26 protein-coding genes are annotated in these 23,466 nt (G+C 73.3%); 10 read left to right on the plus strand and 16 right to left on the minus strand.

Annotation, left to right across the window (positions count from 1 at the left end):
- Window positions 1–108: 108 nt before the first annotated feature.
- Complete coding sequence (locus B9O00_RS11980) at window positions 109–897, plus strand: SDR family oxidoreductase (RefSeq protein WP_085122918.1); 789 nt, start codon at window positions 109–111, stop codon at window positions 895–897.
- A 19-nt stretch (window positions 898–916) separates the two neighbouring features.
- Here the strand turns inward: B9O00_RS11980 and B9O00_RS11985 are convergent, their stop codons facing one another.
- Together B9O00_RS11985 and B9O00_RS11990 are read right to left on the minus strand one after the other, a co-directional pair.
- On the minus strand, window positions 917–1,360 hold the full coding sequence (locus B9O00_RS11985; protein ID WP_085122919.1) for a VOC family protein: 444 nt from the start codon (window positions 1,358–1,360) through the stop codon (window positions 917–919).
- Window positions 1,361–1,447: 87 nt separating this feature from the next.
- The gene (locus tag B9O00_RS11990) at window positions 1,448–2,263 is read right to left on the minus strand and encodes a helix-turn-helix domain-containing protein (protein WP_085122920.1); all 816 of its coding nucleotides are present in this window, start codon (window positions 2,261–2,263) and stop codon (window positions 1,448–1,450) included.
- 214 nt (window positions 2,264–2,477) lie between these two features.
- Between B9O00_RS11990 and B9O00_RS11995 the strand changes: the two genes are divergently transcribed.
- Window positions 2,478–2,915, plus strand: a complete 438-nt coding sequence (locus B9O00_RS11995; protein WP_143596213.1) for a DUF6647 family protein — start codon at window positions 2,478–2,480, stop codon at window positions 2,913–2,915.
- Window positions 2,916–3,031: 116 nt separating this feature from the next.
- Here B9O00_RS11995 and B9O00_RS12000 read toward each other — a convergent pair whose 3' ends face one another.
- The 6 genes from B9O00_RS12000 to B9O00_RS12020 form a co-directional block, all read right to left on the minus strand.
- Complete coding sequence (locus tag B9O00_RS12000; RefSeq protein WP_085122922.1) at window positions 3,032–6,322, minus strand: error-prone DNA polymerase; 3,291 nt, start codon at window positions 6,320–6,322, stop codon at window positions 3,032–3,034.
- Between the two features lie 283 nt (window positions 6,323–6,605).
- A complete protein-coding gene (locus tag B9O00_RS12005) occupies window positions 6,606–7,016 on the minus strand; it encodes a type II toxin-antitoxin system VapC family toxin (RefSeq protein ID WP_085122923.1) in 411 nt (136 codons plus the stop codon).
- A 13-nt stretch (window positions 7,017–7,029) separates the two neighbouring features.
- Window positions 7,030–7,266: a FitA-like ribbon-helix-helix domain-containing protein gene (locus B9O00_RS12010; RefSeq protein ID WP_085122924.1), complete on the minus strand. Its 237-nt coding sequence runs from the start codon at window positions 7,264–7,266 to the stop codon at window positions 7,030–7,032.
- 50 nt (window positions 7,267–7,316) lie between these two features.
- Window positions 7,317–8,975 carry a DinB/UmuC family translesion DNA polymerase gene (locus B9O00_RS12015; protein WP_235017115.1) on the minus strand — a complete coding sequence of 553 codons (1,659 nt, stop codon included), beginning with the start codon at window positions 8,973–8,975 and terminating at the stop codon, window positions 7,317–7,319.
- On the minus strand, window positions 8,866–9,717 hold the full coding sequence (locus B9O00_RS33780) for an ImuA family protein (protein WP_235017108.1): 852 nt from the start codon (window positions 9,715–9,717) through the stop codon (window positions 8,866–8,868). The genes B9O00_RS12015 and B9O00_RS33780 overlap by 110 nt, the downstream gene beginning before the upstream one ends.
- 241 nt (window positions 9,718–9,958) lie before the next feature.
- Window positions 9,959–10,303, minus strand: a complete 345-nt coding sequence (locus B9O00_RS12020) for a hypothetical protein (RefSeq protein WP_085122926.1) — start codon at window positions 10,301–10,303, stop codon at window positions 9,959–9,961.
- 178 nt (window positions 10,304–10,481) lie between these two features.
- Here B9O00_RS12020 and B9O00_RS12025 point away from each other — a divergent pair, with 178 nt between their 5' ends.
- The gene (locus B9O00_RS12025; RefSeq protein ID WP_085122927.1) at window positions 10,482–10,829 is read left to right on the plus strand and encodes a GFA family protein; all 348 of its coding nucleotides are present in this window, start codon (window positions 10,482–10,484) and stop codon (window positions 10,827–10,829) included.
- Between the two features lie 109 nt (window positions 10,830–10,938).
- On the plus strand, window positions 10,939–12,204 hold the full coding sequence (locus B9O00_RS12030; protein ID WP_159460201.1) for an MFS transporter: 1,266 nt from the start codon (window positions 10,939–10,941) through the stop codon (window positions 12,202–12,204).
- Window positions 12,205–12,254: 50 nt separating this feature from the next.
- Here B9O00_RS12030 and B9O00_RS12035 read toward each other — a convergent pair whose 3' ends face one another.
- Window positions 12,255–14,174: an ABC transporter substrate-binding protein gene (locus B9O00_RS12035; protein WP_085122929.1), complete on the minus strand. Its 1,920-nt coding sequence runs from the start codon at window positions 14,172–14,174 to the stop codon at window positions 12,255–12,257.
- Between the two features lie 214 nt (window positions 14,175–14,388).
- On the opposite strand from B9O00_RS12035, the gene B9O00_RS12040 reads away from it, so the two are divergent.
- On the plus strand, window positions 14,389–14,739 hold the full coding sequence (locus B9O00_RS12040; RefSeq protein WP_085122930.1) for a hypothetical protein: 351 nt from the start codon (window positions 14,389–14,391) through the stop codon (window positions 14,737–14,739).
- 13 nt (window positions 14,740–14,752) lie between these two features.
- Here B9O00_RS12040 and B9O00_RS12045 read toward each other — a convergent pair whose 3' ends face one another.
- From B9O00_RS12045 to B9O00_RS12060, 4 genes are all read right to left on the minus strand, one after another.
- Window positions 14,753–15,535, minus strand: coding sequence for a molybdate ABC transporter substrate-binding protein (locus B9O00_RS12045; RefSeq protein ID WP_085122932.1), 783 nt, complete (start codon window positions 15,533–15,535; stop codon window positions 14,753–14,755).
- A gap of 106 nt (window positions 15,536–15,641) precedes the next feature.
- Window positions 15,642–16,475 carry an ABC transporter substrate-binding protein gene (locus B9O00_RS12050; protein WP_085122934.1) on the minus strand — a complete coding sequence of 278 codons (834 nt, stop codon included), beginning with the start codon at window positions 16,473–16,475 and terminating at the stop codon, window positions 15,642–15,644.
- Window positions 16,476–16,501: 26 nt separating this feature from the next.
- On the minus strand, window positions 16,502–17,287 hold the full coding sequence (locus B9O00_RS12055) for an ATP-binding cassette domain-containing protein (protein WP_085122935.1): 786 nt from the start codon (window positions 17,285–17,287) through the stop codon (window positions 16,502–16,504).
- Window positions 17,284–17,988, minus strand: coding sequence for an ABC transporter permease (locus B9O00_RS12060; RefSeq protein ID WP_085122936.1), 705 nt, complete (start codon window positions 17,986–17,988; stop codon window positions 17,284–17,286). Before B9O00_RS12060 ends, B9O00_RS12055 begins: the two co-directional genes overlap by 4 nt.
- Window positions 17,989–18,185: 197 nt before the next feature.
- Between B9O00_RS12060 and fdhD the strand changes: the two genes are divergently transcribed.
- Together fdhD and mobA are read left to right on the plus strand one after the other, a co-directional pair.
- Window positions 18,186–19,145, plus strand: coding sequence for a formate dehydrogenase accessory sulfurtransferase FdhD (gene fdhD, locus B9O00_RS12065; protein ID WP_085122937.1), 960 nt, complete (start codon window positions 18,186–18,188; stop codon window positions 19,143–19,145).
- 54 nt (window positions 19,146–19,199) lie between these two features.
- Window positions 19,200–19,829, plus strand: a complete 630-nt coding sequence (mobA, locus tag B9O00_RS12070) for a molybdenum cofactor guanylyltransferase MobA (protein WP_085122938.1) — start codon at window positions 19,200–19,202, stop codon at window positions 19,827–19,829.
- Here mobA and B9O00_RS12075 read toward each other — a convergent pair.
- The 3 genes from B9O00_RS12075 to B9O00_RS33480 form a co-directional block, all read right to left on the minus strand.
- Window positions 19,826–20,341: a P-loop NTPase family protein gene (locus B9O00_RS12075; RefSeq protein WP_085123060.1), complete on the minus strand. Its 516-nt coding sequence runs from the start codon at window positions 20,339–20,341 to the stop codon at window positions 19,826–19,828. The genes mobA and B9O00_RS12075 overlap by 4 nt on opposite strands.
- Window positions 20,342–20,502: 161 nt before the next feature.
- The gene (locus tag B9O00_RS12080; RefSeq protein ID WP_085122939.1) at window positions 20,503–20,661 is read right to left on the minus strand and encodes a YqaE/Pmp3 family membrane protein; all 159 of its coding nucleotides are present in this window, start codon (window positions 20,659–20,661) and stop codon (window positions 20,503–20,505) included.
- Window positions 20,662–20,762: 101 nt separating this feature from the next.
- Window positions 20,763–21,017 (minus strand): HP1242/YdcH family protein, encoded by a 255-nt coding sequence (locus B9O00_RS33480; protein WP_200808477.1) that lies wholly within the window; start codon window positions 21,015–21,017, stop codon window positions 20,763–20,765.
- Between the two features lie 238 nt (window positions 21,018–21,255).
- On the opposite strand from B9O00_RS33480, the gene B9O00_RS12090 reads away from it, so the two are divergent.
- The 3 genes from B9O00_RS12090 (at window position 21,256) to B9O00_RS12100 (ending at window position 23,437) form a co-directional block, all read left to right on the plus strand.
- Window positions 21,256–21,897 (plus strand): DUF3305 domain-containing protein, encoded by a 642-nt coding sequence (locus B9O00_RS12090; RefSeq protein ID WP_235017109.1) that lies wholly within the window; start codon window positions 21,256–21,258, stop codon window positions 21,895–21,897.
- Entirely contained in the window at window positions 21,894–22,616 is a 723-nt protein-coding gene (locus B9O00_RS12095; RefSeq protein ID WP_085122942.1) for a DUF3306 domain-containing protein, read from the plus strand. Before B9O00_RS12090 ends, B9O00_RS12095 begins: the two co-directional genes overlap by 4 nt.
- 215 nt (window positions 22,617–22,831) lie before the next feature.
- Entirely contained in the window at window positions 22,832–23,437 is a 606-nt protein-coding gene (locus B9O00_RS12100; protein ID WP_085122943.1) for a TorD/DmsD family molecular chaperone, read from the plus strand.
- Window positions 23,438–23,466: the final 29 nt, after the last annotated feature.

Genomic DNA, 23,466 nt, shown 5'->3' on the forward strand with positions numbered 1-23,466 from the left:
CCTTGCGCTCCTCTCCACCCTGGCGACGCGCTGGATATGGTGAAGCCGACGCCCGGGCGCTACCGTTGCCGCCGCCGCGAGCGAGCGAGTCGAAGAGGGAGGAGAGTCATGAGCGAGCGTCTGAAGGTGGATCTGACGGGCCTCAGGGTGCTGGTCACCGCCGGTGCCTCGGGCATCGGCCGGGTCACGGTCGAGAGCTTCCTGGCCAACGGGGCGAAGGTGCATCTCTGCGACGTCGACGAGACGGCGCTGGCCGCCGCCCGTGCCGAGCTGCCCGGCGCCGGGGTCAGCCGCTGCGACGTCTCGCTGTCGGCCGAGGTCGATGGCCTCTTCGAGGCCGCGATGGCCACGCTCGGCGGCCTCGACGTGCTGGTCAACAACGCCGGCGTCGCCGGTCCGACCCTGCCGGTCGAGGAGATCGGCGACGAGGACTGGCGGCGCGTCCAGGCGGTCAACGTCGACGGCCAGTTCTTCTGCGTGCGCCGCGCCGTGCCGCTGCTGCGCGCCGCCGGCGGCGGCTCGATCGTCAACCTCTCCTCGGCCGCCGGGCGCTTCGGCTTCCCGCTGCGCACGCCCTATTCGGCGAGCAAGTGGGCGGTGGTCGGCTTCACCCGGACCCTGGCCATGGAGCTCGGGCCGCAGAACATCCGGGTCAACGCGATCTGCCCCGGCGCCGTCGAGGGCGAGCGCATCGAGCGGGTGATCGCCGCGAAGGCGGCGCAGCGCGGCATCACCGAGGAGCAGATGCGTGCCGAGGTGGTCGCCGACACCTCGCTGCGCAGCTTCGTCAGCCAGCAGGACATCGCCAACCAGATCCTCTACCTCTGCAGCCCGCTGGGCGCGACGATCAGCGGCCAGGCGATCGCCGTCGACGCCGGCCTGGAGGTGCTGCGCTGATTAGAGGCCGCGGCCCGCATCAGCCCTCGTCGCCCATCGCGTCGTAGCGACGCTGCATCTCCTCCGGCGCGACCTCCTCGATCGAATGCCCGATCATCCATTCATAGCCGAAGGGGTCGCGCACCGTGCCGGAGCGCTCGCCGTAGAAGTGGTCCTGGGCCGGCCGCACCAGCTGGGCGCCGGCCTCGAGCGCGCTCGCGATCGTCGCGTCGGCGTCGTCGACGTGCAGGTGGATGCCGACGCTGCTGCGCGCGTCGGGATCGGGGGCGAGGCAGCCGTACTCGGCGAACTCGTCGGAGAGCATGACGGTGGTGCCGCCGAACAGCAGCTCGACATGGCCGATCCGGCCGTCGGGCGCGGTCAGGCGGAACTTCTCGGTCGCGCCGAAGGCGGCCCGGTAGAAGGCGATGGCCTTCCCGGCCTCCCGGGCGCGCAGATAGACGAAGACGTCGTGGATCGCCATGCGGGGGCTCCTCTTTCGCGACGGCGCGATCCTGCCGGAACGGGCGCCACCCCGTCTTGAAGCTTTCGGACTCGCCTTTTCCGCCCGTCAGATCGGCACGTGCCGGCTCTCGCGTGGCGCGGCGCGGCGGTAGGCGCCGGGTGTCAGCCCGGCCAGGTCGCGGAACTCGCGGGTGAGATGGGCCTGGTCGGCGAAGCCCTCGGCAGCCGCCAGGTCGGCGAGCGGCAGCGCGGGATCGGCGGACAGGCGTTCCAGGGTTCGGCCGAAGCGCAGCATCCGCCCCCAGGTGCGGGGCGTCAGGCCAACCGCCTCGCCGAACACCCGGGCGAGATGGCGCTGGCTGACGCCGGCCTCGCGCGCGACCCGCGCCACCGGGCGCAGTCGGTGCAGGCCGGTCAGGGCCTCCGCGACCAGCGGGTCGAGGCCGCGGCGCGGCGCGAGTCGGGCGAGCAGCAGCCGCTCGAACAGCGCGAGCCGGGCCGCCGCCGTCGGCGCCTCGGCGAGGCGGCCGCGCAGGTCTTCGACGGCGGCCTCGCCCCAGAGCAGCCCGAGCGGCGTGTGGGTGTGCGACAGCGGTGCGGCCGGCACGCCGAGCAGGGCGGCGGCCGCACCGGGACGGAGCAGCGCGCCGACGCTCGGCTCCGGCCGAGACAGGTCCTTGAGATAGGGGGACGCCCGGGCGCCGCCGACAAGAGCGCAGCCAACGGCCTCGCCGACGGCGTCGTCGAGATCGCGGAACAGCCGCAGCGGCGTCTCGCCGAGCCGGAACACCGGGTGCAGGGCGCCGGTCGGCAGCACCCGCTCGCGCCGGGGAACGGGACGTACCGGCGGCGGCAGCTCCGAGGCCCAGACCAGCTCGACGAAGGGTCGGAGGGCGGGCAGGGGCGGGCGGCGCAGAGACATCGTGCCGTGCTTCCCTCTTGATGCGGCGCGTCAGCATAGGCGTGAGTCGTGCCGCACGGCGAGGGCCGCGAAAGGCTGCGCTGGATTTGGCGTTCTTCGGGCTTTCGCAATATTCCGTTTGGGGAAGCGTAACGAATCTGTCGCAATCTGAAGACATGGGAGGGCGTCCTCGAAGCGAGGACCTGCCATGTTGCAAGAAGCGATTGCGTCCCTGTTGTTGTTCGCGATCCAGGCGACCGGCTACGCGCCGACCGGCTGGCAGCCGGAGGTCCGGGTCGTCCCGGCCGGCGAGATCGCCGAGCTGTTCGACCGGGTCAACGGCCCGGGCGGGGGCCCGGGCGGGGGCCTGGCCGGCCGCCACGGCCGCGAGGTCGGCGCCTTCTACCTGCCGGGCGAGCGCACGATCTACCTGAACGCCGCGATCGGGGACCCGGACGAGCGCGACTCCCTGCTGGTCCACGAGCTGGTGCACGAGCTGCAGATCGCCGACGGCGCGCAGCTGCGGGTGCCCTGCGAGGCGCGGCTGGAAGCCGAAGCCTACGCCGTCCAGGCGCGCTTCCTGCGCCGGCGGGGCCGCGACGACCTGGCCTTGCCCTACAGCCTGGCCGGCCTGCTGATGGGCGACTGCCGCCCCGAGCCGCAGCCGGGCTGAGTCCCGGAGCGACAGCCGGCGGCGCCGGTCGCCGTCGTCGAGAAGAAGCAGGCCGGCATCCGGATGGGCCCGCCGGCAGCCGCGGGCGTGCCCGGGGCGGAACGGCCGGTCCGGCGTCAGTGGAAATCCCGGCTCTTGATCGTCAGGCCCGGGCCGGCCGGCCGATGGCGCTTCGGCCGGGCGCGGGGGTCGAGGCCGATGCCGTGCTTGATCTCGTCGGCGCGCGCCAGCGCCTCCTCGAAGGCCTTCTCCTCGCCCCTCGGCGGGGTCGAGTAGGGCGGAACGAAGAGATCGCGCGGCCGGGTCTCCAGCTCGTAGAGGCGGTCCGAGAGGTCGACCAGCGTCTCGGCGACCAGGTGGATGACGATGCCCTCGCGCTGCAGCCGCCCGGCGACGCCGAGCAGCTGGGCCTTCAGCACCAGCGGCCGGTAGCGCTCGAAGACCTTGGGCCAGATCACGACGTTGGCGATGCCGCTCTCGTCCTCCAGGGTCAGGAAGATCACGCCCTTGGCGCTGCCCGGGCGCTGGCGCACCAGCACCAGGCCGGCGACCGCCAGGCGGGCGCGGTCCTCGAGCTCCCGGGTCCGGCCGCAGGGCGCGTAGCCGGCGCGGGCCAGCTCCGGCCTGAGGAAGCTGACCGGATGGCTGCGCAGCGACAGGCGCAGGCTGGCGTAGTCCTGCACGACCTGCTCGCTCTCGGCGAGGCGCGGCAGCGCGACCGCCGGCTCGGTCCCGCGCTCCTCCTCGCCCTGCGCTGCGAACAGCGGCAGCGGCGCGTCGTCGGGCAGCCCCTTGATCGCCCAGAGCGCCTCGCGCCGGTCGAGGCCCAGCGAGCGCAGCGCGTCGCCGCGCGCCAGGGCCTCCAGGGCGCGCTGGCCGATCCCGGCGCGCCGCCACAGGATGAGGGGGTCGGGATAGCCGTTGCCGCGGCGGGCGACCAGGCGCAGGGCATCGGCCTGCGAGAGGCCCTTGATCTGGCGCAGGCCCAGGCGCAGGGCGCAGGTCGGGCCCCTCAGCGGGTCGGCGGCCGGCTCCAGGCTGCAGTCCCAGTCGCTGCGGTTGACGTCCGGCTCGCGGATCTCGACGCCGTGCTCGCGGGCGTCGCGCACGATCTGCGCCGGCGCATAGAAGCCCATCGGCTGGGCGTTCAGGAGGGCGCAGGCGAAGACCTCCGGGTGGTGGCACTTCAGCCAGGCTGAGACGTAGACCAGCAGGGCGAAGCTGGCGGCGTGGCTCTCCGGGAAGCCGTAGGTGCCGAAGCCCTCGATCTGCCTGAAGCAGCGCTCGGCGAAGTCGGGCTCGTAGCCGCGCGCGACCATGCCCTCGACCATCTTGTCGCGGAACTTGTGGATGTCGCCGTTGCGCCGGAAGGTCGCCATGGCGCGGCGCAGGCGGTCGGCCTCGCCGGGCGTGAAGCCGGCGGCGACGATGGCGATCATCATCGCCTGCTCCTGGAACAGCGGCACGCCGAGAGTGCGGCCGAGCACCTGGCGCAGCGCCTCGGAGGGGAACTCGACCTTCTCCTCGCCGCTGCGCCGGCGCAGGTAGGGATGCACCATGTCGCCCTGGATCGGGCCGGGCCGGACGATCGCGACCTCGACGACCAGGTCGTAGAAGGAGCGCGGCTTGAGCCGTGGCAGCATCGACATCTGGGCCCGGCTCTCGACCTGGAAGACGCCGATCGAATCGGCCTTGCAGAGCATGTCGTAGACCGCCGGGTCCTCGGACGGCACGCTGGCCAGGTCGAAGCTGCGGCCATGGTGCCGGCGCAGCAGGTCGAAGCCCTTGCGCAGGCAGGTCAGCATGCCGAGCGCCAGCACGTCGACCTTGAGGATGCCGAGCGCGTCGATGTCGTCCTTGTCCCACTCGATGACCGTGCGCTCGGTCATGGCGGCGTTCTCGATCGGCACCAGCTCGTCGAGCCGGCCGCGGGTCATCACGAAGCCGCCGACGTGCTGCGAGAGGTGGCGCGGGAAGCCGATCAGCCCGGCGGCGAGGTCGAGGGTCTGGCGCAGTCGCCGGTCGGCCGGATCGAGGCCGAGCCCGCGCACCTGCTCGTCGGGCAGGCCCTCGCTCGACCAGCCCCAGATCGCGCCGGACAGCGCGCCGACCGTGTCCGCCGACAGGCCCATGGCCTTGCCGACCTCGCGCAGCGCGCCGCGCGCCCGGTAGCAGATCACCGTCGCGGTCAGGCCGGCGCGCTCCCGGCCGTACTTGCCGTAGATGTACTGGATCACCTCCTCGCGCCGCTCGTGCTCGAAGTCGACGTCGATGTCCGGCGGCTCGTTGCGCTCGGCCGAGACGAAGCGCTCGAACAGCAGCTCGCTGCGCTCCGGGTCGACCGCGGTGATGCCCAGGCAGTAGCAGACCGCCGAGTTGGCCGCCGAGCCGCGGCCCTGGCAGTAGATGCCCTGGGAGCGGGCGAAGCGCACGACGTCGTGGACGGTCAGGAAGTAGGGCGCGTAGTCGAGCTGGCCGATCAGGGCCAGCTCGTGCTCCAGGGCCTGGCGGACCTTGGCCGAGGGGCCGCGGGGCCAGCGCTCGGCGGCGCCCGCCCAGGTCAGGCGCTCCAGGGCCTGCTGCACCGTCTCCTCGCGGCCATTCTCTTTGGGGGCGGTGAGCTCCTCCGGGTACTCGTAGCGCAGCTCGTCGAGCGTGAAGCGGCAGCGCCCGGCGACCGCCAGGCTCTCGGCGACGGCCTCGGGGTAGCCGGCGAAGAGCCGCGCGATCTCGGCCGGCGCCTTGAGGTGGCGCTCGGCGTTGAGGGCGAGGCGCCAGCCGGCCGCGTCGATCGTCGTGCCCTCGCGGATGCAGGTCATCACGTCGGCCAGTGGCTTGCGGCCCGGGTGGTGCATCATGACGTCGTTGACCGCGACCAGCGGCAGCCCGGCGGCGCGCGCCAGGCCGTCGAGCCGGCGCAGGCGCCGGGCGTCGTCGCCGCGGTAGAGCAGGCTGGCCGCCAGGCGGACCCGGCCGGGCCGGGCGGCGGCGAGCCGCGCCAGGGCCGCGACGAAGCCGGGCTCCGGCGTCTCCGGCGGCAGCACGATCAGCTGCTGGCCCTCGGCGTGGGCGATGAGCTCGTCCAGCGAGAAGCGGCACTCGCCCTTGGCGGCGCGCCGCTTGCCCAGGGTCAGGAGGCGGCAGAGCCGGCCGTAGGCGGCGCGGTCCTCGGGATAGCAGAGGATCTCGGGCCCGTCCTCGGGCACCAGGCGGGCGCCGACCAGCAGCGCCAGGCCCAGGTCCTTGGCGGCGACGTGGGCGCGCACCGCGCCGGCCAGGGAGTTGCGGTCGGCGACCCCGATCGCCGCGAGGCCCAGCGCCTTCGCCTGGGTCGCCAGCTCCTCGGGATGGGAGGCGCCGCGCAGGAACGAGAAGTTCGTCGCGACCGCCAGCTCGACGTAGGTCATGGGCGGAGGACGGGGCGGGTGCCGGCGGCCGCGCCGTCGTGGCCGTCGCTTCCTTCGTCTTTGCCGGTCTCTCCCTTGTCATCGCCGTGCCCTCCTTCGTCATCCCCGCGAAAGCGGGGATCCAGAGAACGACGCCTCACGCGCGGTCGCCCGGTGGTTCGTGCCGGCGTCCCTTTCCTCTGGATCCCCGCTTTCGCGGGGATGACGAAAAGGAGGGCGGGGATGACGGAGGAAGAGGCGAGGGCGACAGAAGAGACCGTGACGCCCGCCGGGATCGACGCCATCATCCAGACAGCTCCCGGAGGTGCCAGCGACGGTCCTCACCGCCGATCGCGAGCAGGCGCCGGTCGGTCGTGACCAGCGGCAGGTCCTCGCGTTCCGACAGGGCCAGATAGTAGCAGTCGTAGATCGGGTGATCGAGATCGAGGCACAGCGCCAGGGCCCGGTCATGCAATTCTTCGAGCGGCACGATCTCGATCAGCTCGTCCTGGAAGTCCTCGTCGATCGCTGCCGCCTGTTCCAGGCTGATCTCGCGTAGCCGGACCTTCTTCCACAGAACGTTGCCGAGCTCCGCGAGCAGCATCGCCGGCGCCATCAGCCTCTGCGAGCCGTGGAGAAGCCGCACGGCCTGCTCGTGGCCCGCTTCCTCGATGTAGAACTTCACCGCGACCGACGCGTCGACGATGCAGGACATGAAGGTCACCTCCTCACCGGTCGCGATCCTCGCGGACGAGGCGGGTACTGTCGGTTTGCGGCCGGTCCTTCGGCGTCATCGCGGCGATCTTCTCGACCCGCGCGATCCGCTCGCTGCGGGTCGGCCGGCTGGCCTGCTCCTGCAGAATCATCCGGATCTCGGCAGAGAGAGAGCGGTGCTCCTCGGCCGCGCGCTTCCTGAGTCGCGTGAGCGTCTCTTCGTCGACGTCACGGATGGTCACGGTGGGCATGATCGTGGCTCCTGTTCAAAGAATGACTGCATAATAGCAGCAGAATGCAGTCACCCGAACAGCCCCTGCAGGTACCATCGCCCGCCCGCGGGATTGCCGCCCGGCCCCTCGGGCAGGCCGCTGCGGTAGAGCCAGAAGCGGCGGCCGTCCTCGTCCTCGACGCGGAAGTAGTCGCGCGCGCCCTCGGCGGCGGCGGCCGGGTCACGCAGCCACCATTCCGGCGCGATCCGCTCCGGGCCCTCGGCGCGCACCACGCGGTGCAGCAGGCGGCGCCAGCGGAACTGGCGCGGCGGGCTGTCGGGCAGGGCGGCGATCACCTCGATCGGCTCGGGACGGGCGAGCAGGCGGGGCGGGCGGGGCAGGCCGCGCGGCCAGCCCGTCGCGACGCCCTTGCGCAGGGGCCGGGCGAAGGGCTTCAGGGAGCGGGCCGCCCGCTCCGGCAGATGGCTCTCCCGGGGCGCCGGCCGGGTCACGCTGCCGGCGCCGAGACGCGTCTCCAGGCGGTCGACCAGGGCGGCGAGGTCGCTCGCCGCATCGCCCCGCGGTTCCGAGGCGTGACGCGGCGAGAGGGCCATCTGCAGGGCGTCGAGCGGCTCGCACTCGGGCGCGGTCACGACCAGGGCGTCGACGCCGAAGCCGGGGTCGAGGCGCTCGAGGCGCTGGGCGAAGAGCCGCTTCAGGCGGTCGGCGTCGCGGCTGGCGCGGCTCAGGCCGACGCCCTGGCGCTGCACGCTGCCGTCGACCCGGTGCAGCGCCAGCTCGACCCGGCGGGCGCCGAGCCCGGCGGCCTCGAGCCGGTCGCAGAGGCCGATCAGCAGGCCCTCCAGGCCGCGCGCCAGGTCCTCGGCGGCGGCGATCGGCTCGCCGAAGACCCGGCGCACGCGCTGCGCCGGCACCGGCCGGCGCGGCGAGACCGGCTCGTCGACTTCGCCCAGGGCCTGGCGCAGGCGGCGCGCGACCTCGGGGCCGGCGCGCGCGGTCAGGGTCTCCGGCGGCAGCGCGGCGAGCCGGCCGATCGTGGTCAGGCCGAAGCGGGCGAGCAGCTCGACCTGGGCGGCCGCCAGGCGCAGCGCGGCGACCGGCAGCTCCGTCAGCGCCGCCGCCTGCCGTCCCGGCGCGACCAGCCGGAACGGCCCGGCCGCGCCGGTCGCATAGCGCGCCGCGGCCCAGGCGGCGCCGGGCGTGTCGGCGATCGCCAGGCGGCCGTGGTGGCCGCGGCGCCCGAGCGCGCCGGGAGCGATCCGGCCGAGCCGGGACAGCAGGTCGCCGGCCAGCGCCGCCTCGCCGCCGAACAGGTGCGCGCAGCCGCTGACGTCGAGCAGCAGGCCGGCGGCGCCGGCCGGCTCGGCCATGGGATCGAGCGCGACCCAGGGGCTGTAGCGCTCCAGCCAGTCGGCCAGGGCCTCGAGCGCCCGGCGCTCGGCCGGCCGGTCGCGCTCCAGGACCCTGAGGTCGGGGGCCAGCGCCCGCGCGTCGGCCAGCGCCATGCCGGGCGCCAGACCGAGCCCGACGGCGCGGTGGTCGATCGCCGAGAGCAGCAGCCGGCCGGCTTCGGCCTCGATCAGGACCAGCGGCCGCCCGGCTTCCGCCGCGGCGCGCTCAGCCGGCGGCGTGGCGGCTGTCCCGGCGCGCGTCCGGGGGCGCGTCCGGGGGCGCGTCGCGGCCAGCGCCAGCTCGATCGCGAAGTCCGGCAGCCACAGCGAGAGCACCCGCTGCGGCTCGTCCCTCGGCGTCGGCTGCGTCGTCCCAGGGGCTGTGCTCATCGTGCCACTCCAGCAGGAAGTCGGCGGGCCGCCCGCCGCGGCAGCGCTCCAGCGAGACGCGCCAGCGCGGCCGGCCGACGAGGGTCGCGGGCAGGCTCGGGTCCGAGGGCGCGGCGGCGACCCGCCAGCGGGTCAGGGCCGGGCTGGCCAGCCGCTCGCCGCGGCCGGCGAGGCGCGGCCGGTGCAGCAGCAGGCAGGGCCGGCCGGCACTCTCGGCGGCGAGCTGCAGGCGGCGCGCGGCGAGCGGGTCGAGGGAATCGAGCTCGCCGACCACGGCGGCCAGGTCGGGGCAGCGCAGCGCCTCCTCGATCGCCCAGAGGCCGTCGGCGGCGCCGTGCGCCCGGACCAGCAGCAGCCGCTCGGGCGGGATGCCCGCGGCCGCGGCGGCCGGGGCGTGGAAATCGCCGAGCTGGGAGACCCAGAGCAGGCGGCCCGGCCGCGCGGCCAGCAGGCGCACCGCCAGGGCCAGGCAGAAGCCGGTCGCCGGCCCGTCGTCCCACTCGGCGCGCTGCGGCAGGATCTCGTGCAGCCCGGCCAGGGCGAGGCCGCCGCCGGGCAGCGCCTCGTCGAGCTCGGCCGGGCCGAGCGGCAGCGTCTGCCGTGCCGCGGCCGCGCCGCCGCGCTCGATCCGGCGGACCCGCTCGCGCAGGGCGTCGAGCCGTCCCAAAGTGACCGACTGCAGGGCCATGAATTCCGTCCCGGCCGTTCAGATGTTCCCTTTATGTTCTAGTATGGGAACGTGCGGAATTCAAGGCACCGAAGTTCCCTCTCCGCCCCGAGGGGCGGAGAGGGCAGGGAGAGGTGGGGGAATCAAGCCCAGCCGCTCGCGCCGGCATTGCTGTTCGAGAACGCCCACCTCTCCCCGACTCTCTCCCCCCGGAGGGCGGAGAGGGGGGCGGTCGGAGCGGAGCGGGAGCTGCCCCGGCAGCTCAGTGGTCGGAGCGGTGCAGCACCTGGTCGGCGATGCCGGTGTCGTAGGCCAGCGCCTCGGGCGTCAGCACCGCGCCCATCGGGTGCATCGAGCGGATCAGGCCCTTGCGCTCCAGGATCGCGAAGACGTTGGCATTGGCAAGGCCGCTGGCGTCGCGGCCCAGCACCACGGCATCGCCGATGTGGAAGTGGTTGCCGTGGGCATGCGGGAAGTTGGAGACCATGACGCTGCCCTCGGCGTCGCCCGGCTGGGCGTGGTTCGGGCTGCGCGCCATCTGCTGCAGGAGCGCCAGGGTCTTGAGCTGCAGCATGTTCAGCTTCAGCGGGTTCTTCTTCGGTGCCATGATGCGAGGCATAGCGCGGACGAGGGGTCCGCGCCAAGACCCGGATGGCGGGCCCTCGCGGTCGGCATGCCTGCGCCGCCCGCCCGCCGGCCTCGGCCTGCCGGCCGGGGCGAGACCGGGCTTCCATGAGGCCCGCCCCCCCCGGCGTGGGCCGGGGAAAGAGTCGAGGGAGGAAGAGGTGCGCTATGCCGGAAGCTGCCATTGCGGCGCGATACGCTTCGAGGTCGAGGGCGAGCTGACCCAGGCGATCGCCTGCAACTGCTCGATCTGCGCGCGCAAGGGCGCGCTGCTGTGGGCGGTGCCGCGCGCCAGCCTGACCCTGCTGAGCCCGGACGAGGCCGGCGCGCGCTACACCTTCAACCGGCATGCCATCGAGCATCGCTTCTGCCGGACCTGCGGCATCCACCCCTATGCCGAGGACGCGGGCGCCGGGGCCGGGCGCTCGGCCTACGTCAACATCCGCTGCCTCGAGGGAGTCGACCCGGCGGCCGTGCCGGTCCTGGAATTCGACGGCCGCTCGCTGTGAGCCGGCGAAGGCGGCGCGGCAGCCGGAGAGCGACAGCGACGACGCTCCCGGGCTAGCGAAGCCGGGCGGATGCGCGCAAGGGATCGGGCTCGTTCCGGAGTTCCGTCCCTTGCGCAGCCTAGTCCTGTCCGTCGCCGCCCTGATCCTGAGCTTCTCGATGCTGCTCGCCGGCAACGGCCTGCAGTTCGTCGTGCTGGCCCTGCGCGCCGGGCTCGAGGGCTTCTCGCTCGAGGCGATGGGCTGGATCAACGCCGGCTACTTCGCCGGCTTCGCGCTCGGCGCGCTCTGCTGCCCGCGCCTGGTCGCCGGCGCCGGCCACATCCGCACCTTCGCCGCCCTCGGCTCGATCGTCTCGGGCGTCGCGCTGGCCCACCCGCTGCTCGTCGATCCGGTCGCCTGGGCGCTGTTCCGGGTCGTCACCGGCTTCTGCTTCGCCGGCCTCTACCTGGTCGTCGAGAGCTGGCTCAACGAGCGGGCGAGCAACGAGCTGCGCGGCCGGCTGCTGGCGCTCTACGGCACCTTCGTCTTCGCCGGCTACGCGCTCGGGCCGCTGCTCGCCGGGCTCGGCTCGGCGGCCGGCTTCCAGCTCTTCGTGCTGGCCTCGATGCTGGTCTCCTTCGCCCTGGTGCCGGTCACCCTGACGCGGGCCAGCGCGCCGGTCGTCGGCGACGAGGCCCCGGCCGAGCGCTTCGGGCTGCGCCGCCTGGCCCGCGAGACGCCGCTCGGCTTCGGCGGCCTGCTGCTGCTCGGCGCCGTCCAGGGCGCCTTCATCGGCCTCGGCCCGGTCTTCGCCGACCGACTGGAGCTGCCGAGCCAGTGGGTCTCGGGATTCCTGACCGCCGGCATGCTGGCCGGCCTGGTCCTGCAGTACCCGCTCGGCTGGCTGTCCGACCGCCTCGACCGGCGCGTCGTGATCATGCTGATCGCCGGCTGCAGCACGACCCTCTCGGCGCTGTTCCTGGGCGCCGTGCTCGAGGGGCATCGAGGCGTCGCGACGGTGCTGGCCGGGGCGATGGCGACCGGCGGCACGATCTTCCCGCTCTATGCCATCGTGCTGGCGCTGATCAACGACCGGCTGCCCAAGACCTCGCTGGTCTCGGCCGCGGCGACGATCAGCCTGCTCTACTCGATCGGCTCGTCGCTCGGCTCGCCGGTCGCCTCGCGCCTGATGGCCGGGTTCGGCCCGGCCGGCCTGCCGCTGTTCATCGGCGCCGGCATGGCCGCGCTGGCGCTCTTCGCCGGCTGGCGCATGATCCGCCGGGAGGCGCCGACGCCGCTCGAGGACGCCCAGATCGCAACGACCGTGGCCAGCCCCGGCGCCGTGCCGCTCGAGGCCAATCCGCAGGATGCGGCGGAGGGTCGAAGCGATACCTAAGATTTCAGTGAAAGAGCAGGAAACCCCCGTAACATTCTGACGAGAAATCTCTATTTCCTGATCTTGTCCGCTTCGAACCAGAAGGTGTCGGGGCGGTAGCGACCGAAATAGGCGCCGGGCTCGTAGAGGTAGGGCGCGGTCCCGGGGACGTTGCGCAGGCCGCGGCGGACGGCGACCGGCTGCGGCACCCCGGCGACGAGGCCGATGGTGAAGAGCTCCTCGGCGCGGATCGCCAGCATCGCCTCCCAGGCCAGGCGCCTGGCGTCCGGGCTCGCCGCCTCGGACCAGTCCCGGTAGAGCTGCAGCAGCCGCAGCACCTTGGCGTCCTCCGGCCGCTCGCCGGACCGGCCGCCGGTCGCGGTCCAGAGGCCCCAGAGCGGCCACTGGTTCTGCTTCCCGTCCGTCGGCGCCAGCTCGGCCGGATCGGACTCGGCCGTCGCGAGGCCGTTCGCCAGGCCGTAGAAGAGGCTCATCACCGTCTCGCCGCTGGCGACCCGCGCGCGCAGGTTGCTGCGCCCGCGGTCGGCGACCAGGACCTGGATGCCGAGCGCCTTCAGGTCGCTCTGGACCAGCTCCAGCACGTCGGTCTCGCTGGGGTCGACCCGGCCGGTCTCGATGACGAGGGTCAGCGGCCGGCCGTCGGGCAGCGCGCGCCAGCCGTCGGCGGTGCGCGCGGTCAGCCCCAGGCCGTCGAGCAGGGCGTTGGCGCGCGCCGGGTCGTGATTGGCGTAGGCGTTGCGCAGCATCGGCCTGTAGAGCGGGCTCCCGGGCAGCAGCGAGTCGTTGCCGCCGATCGCCAGGCCCTTGAAGACGACCGTCGAGATCTGCTGCCGGTCGATGCCGAGCGAGAGCGCGCGCCGGAAGTCGGCCTGGCGCAGCAATCGGCGCCAGACCGGATCGGCGGCATTGAGGTTCGGGTAGAGCGCGAGCTGGGCACCGCGGCCGATCGGCCAGAGCCGGAGCTCGATGCCGGCCCGGGCCGCCGAGCTCTGCAGCAGCGGATAGTCGGGCAGGGCCAGGCCGACGGCCTGCAGGTCGCTCTCGCCGGTCGCGGTCTTGCCGGCGATGAGCGCCTGGCTCGCGACCACCAGGTCGACGGCGTCGAGGTAGGGCAGCTGCCGGCCCTGGCCGTCGACGCGGTGGAAGAAGGGATTGCGCACGGCGTGCCAGCGGTCGGTCGGCGGCGCCGTGGTCACGATCCAGGGATCGAGCGTCGGCCGTTCCGGATTGGTCAGCAGGCCTTCGGCGTCCCTGGCCTCGAAAAGGGCGGCCCAGCCCGGCAGGCCGGCGGCCCGGGCCTCGGCGTCGAGCGCGGCCGGGTCGGTGAAGTCGGGATGGAAGCGCTTCAGGTAGTGGGCCGGACGGAACAGGGTCAGCGGCGCCGTGCCGGCCAGGGTCGGCAGGAAGCGGGCGTTCGGCCTGGCCCACTCGTAGACCACGGTGCGCTCGTCGGGGAAGGTGACGCTCGGCGGCTGGCCCTCGACCAGCAGCTCGGCGGGCAGGCCGGCCGGCGACAGCAGGGGATTGCTGGCGACCTCGCGCCACCAGAAGCGGAAGTCGTCGCTGGTGAAGGGCGCGCCGTCCGACCAGCGGTGACCGCGCCTGAGGGTGAGGGTGAAGCGCCGGCCCTCCTCGACCTTGAAGGCGAGCAGCAGGTCCGGGACCAGCTCGAGCGCCTCGTTCCAGACGACCAGCCGGCTGTAGCCGAAGACCGAGAGGCTGCGGGCGTCGCGGCCGCCGCGGACCAGCATGGTCAGGCTGCCGCCGTAGCGGCCGGGCTGCCAGTCGGAGCGCTTCGGCAGGTCCCGGCGCGGCTCGGCCGGCAGGCGCCCGGCGAGCGGCGGCAGGTCGCCGGCGGCGACCCGGGCGGCCAGCGCCGGCGGCTCCCCGGCCGCGCCCGCCGGGCCGGAGGCGAGGGCGGCGAGCAGGCCGAGCAGCAGGGCGGGCGCGAGGTGACGCAGTGCTGGCATGGCGGCTCCTGTCCGGGCGTCCCTTCTAGCAGAGAGCCGGCCGCCGCGTCAGGCGCCCGCGACTTGCGGCGCGGGGCCGGGCGGGGCTAACTCTCCACCGCCGGTCGCAAGGGCGCGGTCGCAAGGGTAGCGGTCGCAGGGATTGCGGTCGCTGGAACGGCTGTACCGGGGACGGGGCCGCATCGGGGCGCCATCGGGTCGCGAGGAACGCAACATGCTGCAGATCATCGCCGCGGTCGTGCTGGCCGGCATCGGCGGGACCATCGCCAACTCCGTCGCCGTCTGGCAGGTCCTCGGCGCCGACTTCGTGCCGCTGGCCGTCTCGCCGGGCCGCAACGGCGTCGCCATCGCGGTCGCCGCCTGCCTGCCCTTCATCCTGCCGCGCGTGCCGGGCGTCTGGGGCTGGCTGTTCGGGCTGGTCGTGCTGACCGTGGTGCCCTCGCTGCTGGCGCGCTGGGTCTTCCACTTCCATGCCCCCTGGGAGCACCTGCTGCTGCTGAACGGCGTCTACGCCCTTGCCGCCTGCCTGATCTACGGCGCGATCGTCGGCCGCAAGGGGCTGTAGGGAAGCTCGCGGTTCAGCCGTCGCCGTCGCGCGGCTGGCCGGGCGCCTCGAAGCCGTGGCGGTCGAGGATCGCCCGGCCGGCCGGCGACAGCAGGAAGCGCGCGAGGCGGGCCGCCGCCGGTTGCCCCGGCGCCAGCACGATCATGCCGTAGTCGGCGGCGACGGCGAGCGCCGGCGGGATCGCCACCGCCGTCAGGGCCGGCGTATCCAGGCGGGCGAGCAGGGCGTTGGTCCGGTAGGTCAGGAAGAGGTCGCAGAGCCCTTCGCTCAGCAGCCAGGCGTAGGCGTTGCGATCCGCCGGCGGCGGCGCGCTGTCCGGCCCGCCGGTCAGCTTCAGCGCCCGGGCCTCGAGCGCCTCGAAGCTGCCGGGGCTGAGCGCCTCCGCCTTCTCGAAGAGGCGCCAGGCGTAGTCGCCGCTGGGATCGGCCCCGGGGGTCGAGGTGCCGAGCCGCAGCGCCGGGTCGAGCAGCAGCTCGATCAGGCCGTCGGCGCCGGGCAGGCGCGGCGGGGCGACGCCGGGCCGGCAGAGCAGGCAGAGCGCGTTGCGGGCGAAGACCGTCGGCGGGGCACCGCGTCCCGCCGCCGCCAGGGCCTCGGGATGGCCGAGGTCGGCCGAGGCGAAGAGGTCGGCGGCCTCGCCGCCCTCGATCCGGGCCCGCAGCAGGCCGGAGGGGCCGAAGGTCGTCCGGACGGGCGTGCCGTGCTGCGCCGTAAAGGCGGCGGCGACCTCGGCGAACGCCGCCGTCAGGCTGCCGGCGGCCCAGAGCGAGACGGCGGGCGTGGCGGTCCGGGGCATGGCTCGTCGCCCTTGCTGCGGAACGTCGTTGCGGCAGCCGTCGGCAAGAAGAAGGGGAGCGGCACGGCGGCCGCTCCCCCTTTCCGCGCCGGCGGAAGCGGTCGGCTCAGGAGCCGGTCTTGCCGGCGTTCGGGAAGAACAGCTGCTCGCCGCCCAGCTTGTAGTCGGCGATGTTCTTCTGGCCGTCCTTGGAGATCACCCAGTCGACGAAGCTCTGGCCGAGCTCGGCCTTGACGCTCGGGCAGTGCTTCTCGGAGACCAGCATGATGCCGTACTGGTTGAACAGGCGCTTGTCGCCCTCGACCAGGATCTGGAGGTCGCCGCGGTTCTTGAAGGACAGCCAGGTGCCGCGGTCGGTCAGTGTGTAGCCGTTCATGCCGGCCGCGGTGTTGAGCGTGGCACCCATGCCGGAGCCGCTCTCGCGGTACCAGGTCCCGGAGGCCGCCTTGGTGTCGACCTTGGCGTCCTTCCAGAGCTCCAGCTCCTTCTTGTTGGTGCCCGAGTTGTCGCCGCGCGAGACGAAGGGCTGCTTCTTGGAGGCGATCTCGGCCATCGCCGCGGCCACGTCCTTCATGCCCTTGATGCCGGCCGGATCGCTCTTCGGGCCGACGACGACGAAGTCGTTGTACATCACGTCGTGGCGCGGGCCGCCGTAGCCGGCGGCGACGAACTTCAGCTCGGAGGGCTTGTGGTGCACGAACAGCACGTCGGCGTCGCACTTCTCGGCCAGCTTGATTGCCTGGCCGGTACCGACGGCGACGACGTGCACCGCGATGCCGGTCTTCTTGGTGAAGGCCGGCAGCATGTGCTCGAACAGGCCGGAGTTCTGGGTCGAGGTCGTCGAGGCGACGGTGATGAACTTGTCCGCAGCGTGAGCGCCGGCGGCCAGGCCGGTCGCCAGCAGCAGGCCGGCGGCGGCGGTCATGAAACGTTTCAGCATCTCGGATCCTCCCGTGTTCGCTTGGGTCACCAGAGCAGCTCGCCGGCCAGGTAGGCCTCGGCCTCCCGGCTCTGTGGCTGCGTGAAGAAACGGTCGGCGGGACCCTGCTCGAGCAGCCGGCCGCGGTTCAGGAAAACGACCTCGTCGGCGAGGCGGCGGGCTTGGCCGAGGTCGTGGGTGGTCATGACGATCTTGGTCCCGGCGGCGTGCAGGGCCTGGACGATCTCCTCGACCGCCCTGGTCGAGGCCGGATCGAGCGCCGAGGTCGGCTCGTCGAGGAACAGCACCTGCGGCTTCAGGGCCCAGGCGCGGGCCAGCGCCAGGCGCTGCTGCTCGCCGCCGGACAGCGAGCGCGCCGGCTGGTCGCCCCGATCCGACAGGCCGGTCGCCTGCAGCGCCTCGCGGCGGCGCTGCCGGCGCTCCTCGCCGCCGATCCGGTGCAGCGCCAGGGCGTGGTCCAGGTTGGCCCGGACCGAGCGGCGCAGCAGCACCGGCTTCTGGAAGACCATGGCCTGGCGCCGCGGGCCGCGGCCGGCGCCGGCGATCTTGCGGTTGCGCCACAGCACCTGGCCGGCGCTCGGCCGCAGCAGGCCGTGGGCGAGGCGCAGCAGCAGCGACTTGCCGGCGCCGTTCGGGCCGAGGATCAGGGTGCGCGGGCCGGTCTCGATGGTCAGGGAGATGCCGTCGATCAGGCGCGCGCCGCCGACCTCGTAGCAGACGTCCCTGAGCTCGAGCGGCAGGATCGGGGCCGAGAAGGCGCCCTCGCGGGTCGGCGGCAGGCGCTGCGCGCCCAGGTTCGTTCCCGGGCTCATCCGGTCCAGCCCTTCGACCAGCGCCGGACCAGCTCGGCGGCGCCGTTGACCGCGATGGTCAGGGTCAGCAGCACGAAGCCCAGGCCGAGCGCCAGCGGCAGGTCGCCCTTGCTGGTCTCCAGCGCGATCGCGGTGGTCATCATGCGGGTCACATGGTCGATGTTGCCGCCGACGATCATCACCGCGCCGACCTCCGCGCTGGCCCGCCCGAAGCCGGCCAGGATCGCGGTCAGCAGGGTGAAGCGGCCGTCCCACAGCAGGGTCGGGATGGCGCGCGCCGGAGTCGAGCCGAGCGAGCGCAGCTGCTCCTCGTACTCGTGCCAGAGATCCTCCATCGACTGCCGGGTCAGGGCGGCGACGATCGGCAGCACCAGGACGAACTGGGCGACGATCATCGCGGTCGGCGTGAACAGCAGGCCGAGCACGCCGAGCGGTCCGGAGCGGCTGAGCAGCAGGTAGATGACCAGGCCGACGACGACCGGCGGCAGGCCCATCATCGCGTTGAGCAGCACGACGGCCGTCCGGCGCCCGGGAAAGCGGAACAGCGCGATCGCGGCGCCGAGCGGCAGGCCGAACAGCGCCGCCAGGCCGACGGCGGTCAGGCTGACCCTGAGGCTGAGGGCGATGATCTCGAGCAGGCTGGCATCGAGCGAGGTCAGCAGACGCAGGGCCTGGCCGAAGGCTTGGAGCAGGTCGTTCACTGGGGCTGCCGCGGCTCATGTTCGCGCGAAACTTTGCAGCTTGCTGCGCGAATTACAAGAAGACCGCACTCGCCGGAACGATTGTGCCGGAAAGGCCGGAGAGTTCGCCGATTCCTTGTGCCCGGAGCGCCCGCGGCGCATATAGACGGCGAGGGAAGGGCCGTTCCGGAGCGGCCTGCAGCAGGAGCGAGGCGAGCATGAGCGAAGCGGCCGCGCGGCCCGGCGACCGCGAGCCGGTCAGGCAGCTGCGCAAGGCGTCGGCGAAGCTGGCCGGCGCCGCCGAGCTGGAGGAGTTCCTGCTGCGCCCCGATCCGGAGGACCCGCGCCTGACGCGCCGGGTGCAGGGCCTCGACGAGAGCGGCCGGCCGGTCGAGACGGCGGTCGTCATGGAGCGGCCGCTGACGCTGTTCCTGAACGGCCAGGAGATCGTCACCATGATGACGATCGGCGACTACCCGGACTACCTGGCGCTCGGCTACCTGCTGAACCAGAACATGCTGCGGCCCGACGACGAGATCGAGGGCATCGACGTCGACGAGGACCTCGAGGTCGTGGTCGTGCGCACCGCGCGCGCGACCAACTACGAGGAGAAGCTGAAGAAGAAGATCCGCACCTCCGGCTGCGCCCAGGGCACGGTGTTCGGCGACCTGATGGAGAAGTTCGACGAGATCGCGCTGTCGCGCGACGCGCTGCTCAGGACCTCCTGGATCTATACGCTGAGCCGCAAGATCAACGGCGCGCCGAGCCTCTATCTCGCCTCGGGCGCGATCCACGGCTGCGTGCTCTGCCAGGGCGACCGGCCGCTGGTCTACATGGAGGACGTCGGCCGCCACAACGCCGTCGACAAGATCGCCGGCTGGATGTTCCGCCACGGCGTTCCGGCCGCCGACAAGATCTTCTACACGACCGGCCGCCTCACCTCCGAGATGGTCATCAAGACCGTGCAGATGGGCATCCCGATCCTGGTCAGCCGCTCCGGCTTCACCGCCTGGGGCGTCGACCTCGCCCGCCAGGCCGGCCTGACCCTGGTCGGCCGGGCCAAGGGCCGGCGCTTCGTCGCGCTGGCCGGCGAGGAGCGCATCGTCTTCGATGCCGATCCCGCGGCGACCGGGGAGGAGGAGGCCCGCCACGGGCGCAGGGCCGCGCGGGATGACTGAGCTGGATGATCGGGCAGAATGGCGGGCCGAGATGACTGAACCGGGGAGCGGGCGATGACGGCGCTGCGCCACAAGGTCTGCGGGGTGCTGCTGGCCGGCGGCCTGTCGCGGCGCATGGGCGGCGGCGACAAGAGCCTGAAGACGCTCGCCGGCAAGCCGATCCTGACCCATGTCCTCGAGCGGATCCGCCCGCAGGTCGCCTGCCTGGTGCTCAACGCCAACGGCGATCGCGCGCGCTTCGCCGACTGGCGGGTGCCGGTCCAGCCGGACACCCTGCCGGGCCATGCCGGGCCGCTCGCCGGCGTGCTGGCCGGCATGGAATGGGCGGCGCGCCACGCCCCGGTCTGCGACCTGATCCTGACCGTGCCGACCGACGCGCCCTTCCTGCCGCGCGACCTGGTCGACCGGCTGGAAGAGGGCATGATCCGCAGCGGTGCCGATATCGCCTGCGCCGGCTCGGACGGCCGCGCCCACCCGCCGATCGCGCTCTGGCCGGTCAGCCTGGCCGAGGACCTGCGCCTCGCCATGACCCAGGAAGAGGTGCGCAAGGTCGACGTCTTCACCGCGCGCTACAAGCTCGCCCGGGTCGACTGGCCGCTCGCGCCGCTCGACCCTTTCATGAACGTCAACACGCCGGAGGACCTGGCGCGCGCCGAGGCCCTGGCCGCAGAGGTCGCCGGCTAGGCGGCCGCCGAAGCGGCGAGCCGGGCGAGACAGGCCTCGACCTCGGCGCGGTCGCGCAGCACCAGGACCCGGCCCTTGAAGCCCTCGAGGGCGGCCAGCACTCGGGGTCGGTGAACCTTCCGGTAGGTCCAGACGTAGCAGAGGAAGCCCCAGTCGAAGCGCTCCGGGCATCCGGAACCGAGCTCGGGGCGAACCCGTCGCCAGTGCCGCAGCGTTCGCCGCGTGACGCGCCAGAGGCAGGTCCGGCGCGGCGGGTCGAGCAGGACGACCGTGTCCGCGCGCGCCAGGCGAAGCGGCAGGCTGCCGGCGTAGTTGCCGTCCATGATCCAGCGGGGAGCGGCGGCCAGGCGCTCGACCTCGGCCTGCCAGTCGGCCGGCGCCAGGGCGGTCCAGCCGGGCCGCCAGTAGTGGCGGTCGAGATGCACGACGGGCAGGCCGGTCGCCGCGCCGAGGCGCCGGGCGAAGACGGTCTTTCCGGCGCCGGCGCCGCCGAGGACGAGGACTCTCCGCAAGGCGGGCGCTTCCGGATCCAGGGGTGGCCGGGGTGCCGCCGGACCGATCCGGCGCCGATCGTCCCGCCAGGCCTTCATCTCGACGACCGCGGACGCTCCGGGGGGATCGGAGCTCTCGGGGCTGCCGTCGGAGACGGGGCGCCGCGGGCCGCCGCAGCCGGTCACTTCTTCGCGATCACCCAGACGGCGTGGACGATGCCCGGGATGTAGCCGAGCAGGGTCAGCAGGATGTTGAGCCAGAAGTGCAGGCCGAAGCCGACCTGCAGGAACACGCCGAGCGGCGGCAGCAGGATGGCCAGGATGATGCGGATCAGGTCCATGCGGTCGGGTCTCGCTCGTTGCCGGGATTTCGGTAGCGGGATGCCCCCGGTCAACGCCGTCGACCCGCCGCGGGTTTCCGGCCGATCGCCGGGCCGGCCGGTCAGGCCTGCGCCGGCTTGCCTTCGGCCTCCAGGATCATGGCATAGAGCTCGTCCTTGAGCGCCAGGCGCTCGCGCTTCAGCTGCTCCTCGTGCTCTTCGCTGGTCGCCGGGATCCGCTCCTCGGCGTTGCGCACCGTCCGGTCGAGCTCGTGGTACTTCTCGAACAGCCGGGCGAAGTGGCTGTTGCCGGTCTTCAGCGCATGGATCGTCGCGCGGTGCTCGGGCAGCTCGTGCAGCAGGTCGTGGTGGTCCAAGGACTCGCTTCCTCTCGTCGCTTCGGCCGGGATCGGCCGGGTGATGCGGGGGCCCCTTGCTGCCCGATCGCCGGAGCCGCGACATTGACCTGGGTCAGGGCCGTCGCGACGGCGGGACGATAGAGGCCGCCGATGGCACGATAAGACGGATGGATGACGGGCGCCGCGTCGCGCCCTACAGTCAGGGAAAGGTCGGAGAGCCGGCGGCGTCGCACCGCCGGCCTGGGGAGGCGAGAGCTTGGCGGATAGACCGCTGGACGGCACCGGCGAGAGGGACGACGGGGGCGGGCAGGCGATGCGCCCTACGGCGATCGTCGAGCGCGTCGAGGTGGGCATCGTGCTGGAGCGGCGCGAGAGCCGGCATCCCTGGCTCGACTTCGCCTGGAAGCCGGTCGCGGCGATCGCCGGCGCGCCGGCGCGCGACCCGCGCGGCGACTGGCCGGTCGCGGCGCAGGGCGACGACTGGATCCATTTCCACGCCGGCACCCTGACCCTCGAGATGTTCCGCAAGGAGACCGAGGGCTACCGGGTAAACCTGAGCCAGGACCCGCCGCGCCTGTTCGTCGTGCTGCGCGACCCCGAGGACCCGGAGGTCGACCACCCGATCGTGCCGATCCTGGTGACCGCCTGTCCCTACGAGGCCCAGGACTATCTGGATTCCGGCAGCGACCTGGTCGAGCCCGTGGCGATGCCGCCGGAGCTGGTCGCCTTCCTGCGGGACTTCGTCGAGCGCAACCACGTCGAGCAGCCCTTCAAGAAGCGCCAGCGGCGGCCCTACGACCCGCGCAAGGTCGGCTTCGCCGGCAGCGGCGGCCCCGCGCCGGTCGAGCGGCCGCGCGGCAGGCCGGCGGGCGACGATGCCCCGGGAGACGAGGAATGAGCCGCGACGAGGAGCCGGGCTTCCTGTCGCGCTGGTCCCGGCGCAAGCAGCAGGCGCGGCTGGCCGAGCCGGCGGCGCCGGACGCGCCGGACGCCGGCGTCGCGCCGCCGGCGACCGAAGCGCGGGAGCCGGTGCCGGGCGAGCCGGCGGCCGCGAGCGGCGGCCTGACGGAAGCCCAGATCGAGGCCTTGCCCGATCCGGACAGCCTCCAGGACGGCGACGACTTCACGGTCTTCCTGCGCCGCGGCGTGCCCGAGATCCTGAAGCGCCGCGCGCTGCGCCGGCTCTGGGCGGTCAATCCGCTGTTCAACCTGCGCGACGGCCTCAACGACTACGACGACGACTATTCCGACGCGGCGACGGTGGTCGCGAACCTGCAGACCCTGTTCCAGCCCGGCAAGGGCATGCCCCAGCCGGAGCGCTGGCGGAAGCCCGAGAGCGAGCCGGCGGAAGAGGCGGAAGGCGCCCCGGAGGGCGGCGTCGCGGACGACGCGGAGTCCGCCGCGGCGGACTCCGAAACCGGGGAGGCCGCCGCCGGAGCCGGGGCGGAGGGCGGGGCGGGCGCCGAAGGGGCGTCCGGTTCGATACGGCCGGGCGCGCCCGACGAGGCGGCCGCGGCGGCGCGCACGACGGCCCGGAGCCGGGGCGCCGCCCAGCGCCGCTGGGGCGGCTTCGCGGTCGCCGGCGAGGCCCCCTCCGAGCTGTCCCGGGACGGCTGAAATGCCGTTGAATTCCAGAGCCCTAGACGGCGCTCTGGCTTCGCAGGTGCAGCATGGCTTCTCGTTGACAGGGTTCCGCCGGCGGGGTCTAATTTAGAAACAAACCAAGAAAAGTCCCTGATCATGGAAGGGACTGGAATTCCGGTCGAGGGAAACGAGAGTCCGGGCGAACCGGATCCGGCATCCTTCGGGCGGCTCGGGCGAGGGAGTGACGGTTGGCGGAGGACGCCATCGCAGTCGATCTGACTGAGGAAGATGCCCTGCGCGTCCAGTGGTACGCGCTGCTGGCGAAGCTGTTGGGAGCCCCGGCCGACCGCGAGACGCTGTCGGCGCTCGGCGGGCTGAAGGGCACGGAGGGCGAGCTCGGCCAGGCGGTCAGCGCCCTGGCGGCGGCGGCCCGGGCCAGCGACCCCAAGACCGTCGAGCAGGAGTACTTCGAGCTCTTCGTCGGCGTCGGCCACGGCGAGCTCGTGCCCTTCGCCTCCTACTACCTGACCGGCTTTCTGCACGAGAAGCCGCTCGCCCGGCTGCGCGGCGACATGCGGCTTCTCGGCATCGCGCGCGAGGAATCGGTCAAGGAGCCCGAGGACCACATCGCCGCGCTCTGCGAGATGATGGCCGGCCTGATCTCGGGCAGCTTCGGGCGGCCGGCCGACTTGGCCGAGCAGCGCCGCTTCTTCGACACCCACGTCGGCTGCTGGGCGCCGCGGTTCTTCGAGGACCTGCAGGCGGCTCGGGCGGCCCGCTTCTACATGCCTGTCGGCACGATCGGACGGCTGTTCCTGGCGATCGAGTCGCAGGCCTTCGAGATGGCAGCCTAGGCCTCGACAAGAAGAAACGAAGGGCCCGA

The sequence above is a fragment of the Tistlia consotensis USBA 355 genome, assembly GCF_900177295.1.
Taxonomy (GTDB): domain Bacteria; phylum Pseudomonadota; class Alphaproteobacteria; order Kiloniellales; family DSM-21159; genus Tistlia; species Tistlia consotensis.

Bases quoted from the DNA above. Each gene is read 5' to 3' on its own strand.
- B9O00_RS12020 (WP_085122926.1), bottom strand. From the start codon at position 10,303: ATGGCACCGAAGAAGAACCCGCTGAAGCTGAACATGCTGCAGCTCAAG.
- B9O00_RS12080 (WP_085122939.1), bottom strand. From the start codon at position 20,661: ATGGACCTGATCCGCATCATCCTGGCCATCCTGCTGCCGCCGCTCGGC.
- B9O00_RS12045 (WP_085122932.1), bottom strand. From the start codon at position 15,535: ATGCCCCGGACCGCCACGCCCGCCGTCTCGCTCTGGGCCGCCGGCAGC.
- B9O00_RS12035 (WP_085122929.1), bottom strand. From the start codon at position 14,174: ATGCCAGCACTGCGTCACCTCGCGCCCGCCCTGCTGCTCGGCCTGCTC.
- mobA (WP_085122938.1), top strand. From the start codon at position 19,200: ATGACGGCGCTGCGCCACAAGGTCTGCGGGGTGCTGCTGGCCGGCGGC.
- B9O00_RS12040 (WP_085122930.1), top strand. From the start codon at position 14,389: ATGCTGCAGATCATCGCCGCGGTCGTGCTGGCCGGCATCGGCGGGACC.
- B9O00_RS11980 (WP_085122918.1), top strand. From the start codon at position 109: ATGAGCGAGCGTCTGAAGGTGGATCTGACGGGCCTCAGGGTGCTGGTC.
- B9O00_RS11985 (WP_085122919.1), bottom strand. From the start codon at position 1,360: ATGGCGATCCACGACGTCTTCGTCTATCTGCGCGCCCGGGAGGCCGGG.
- B9O00_RS11990 (WP_085122920.1), bottom strand. From the start codon at position 2,263: ATGTCTCTGCGCCGCCCGCCCCTGCCCGCCCTCCGACCCTTCGTCGAG.
- B9O00_RS12005 (WP_085122923.1), bottom strand. From the start codon at position 7,016: ATGTCCTGCATCGTCGACGCGTCGGTCGCGGTGAAGTTCTACATCGAG.
- B9O00_RS12050 (WP_085122934.1), bottom strand. From the start codon at position 16,475: ATGCTGAAACGTTTCATGACCGCCGCCGCCGGCCTGCTGCTGGCGACC.
- B9O00_RS33780 (WP_235017108.1), bottom strand. From the start codon at position 9,717: ATGGCCCTGCAGTCGGTCACTTTGGGACGGCTCGACGCCCTGCGCGAG.
- B9O00_RS12010 (WP_085122924.1), bottom strand. From the start codon at position 7,266: ATGCCCACCGTGACCATCCGTGACGTCGACGAAGAGACGCTCACGCGA.
- B9O00_RS12055 (WP_085122935.1), bottom strand. From the start codon at position 17,287: ATGAGCCCGGGAACGAACCTGGGCGCGCAGCGCCTGCCGCCGACCCGC.
- B9O00_RS12000 (WP_085122922.1), bottom strand. From the start codon at position 6,322: ATGACCTACGTCGAGCTGGCGGTCGCGACGAACTTCTCGTTCCTGCGC.
- fdhD (WP_085122937.1), top strand. From the start codon at position 18,186: ATGAGCGAAGCGGCCGCGCGGCCCGGCGACCGCGAGCCGGTCAGGCAG.
- B9O00_RS12095 (WP_085122942.1), top strand. From the start codon at position 21,894: ATGAGCCGCGACGAGGAGCCGGGCTTCCTGTCGCGCTGGTCCCGGCGC.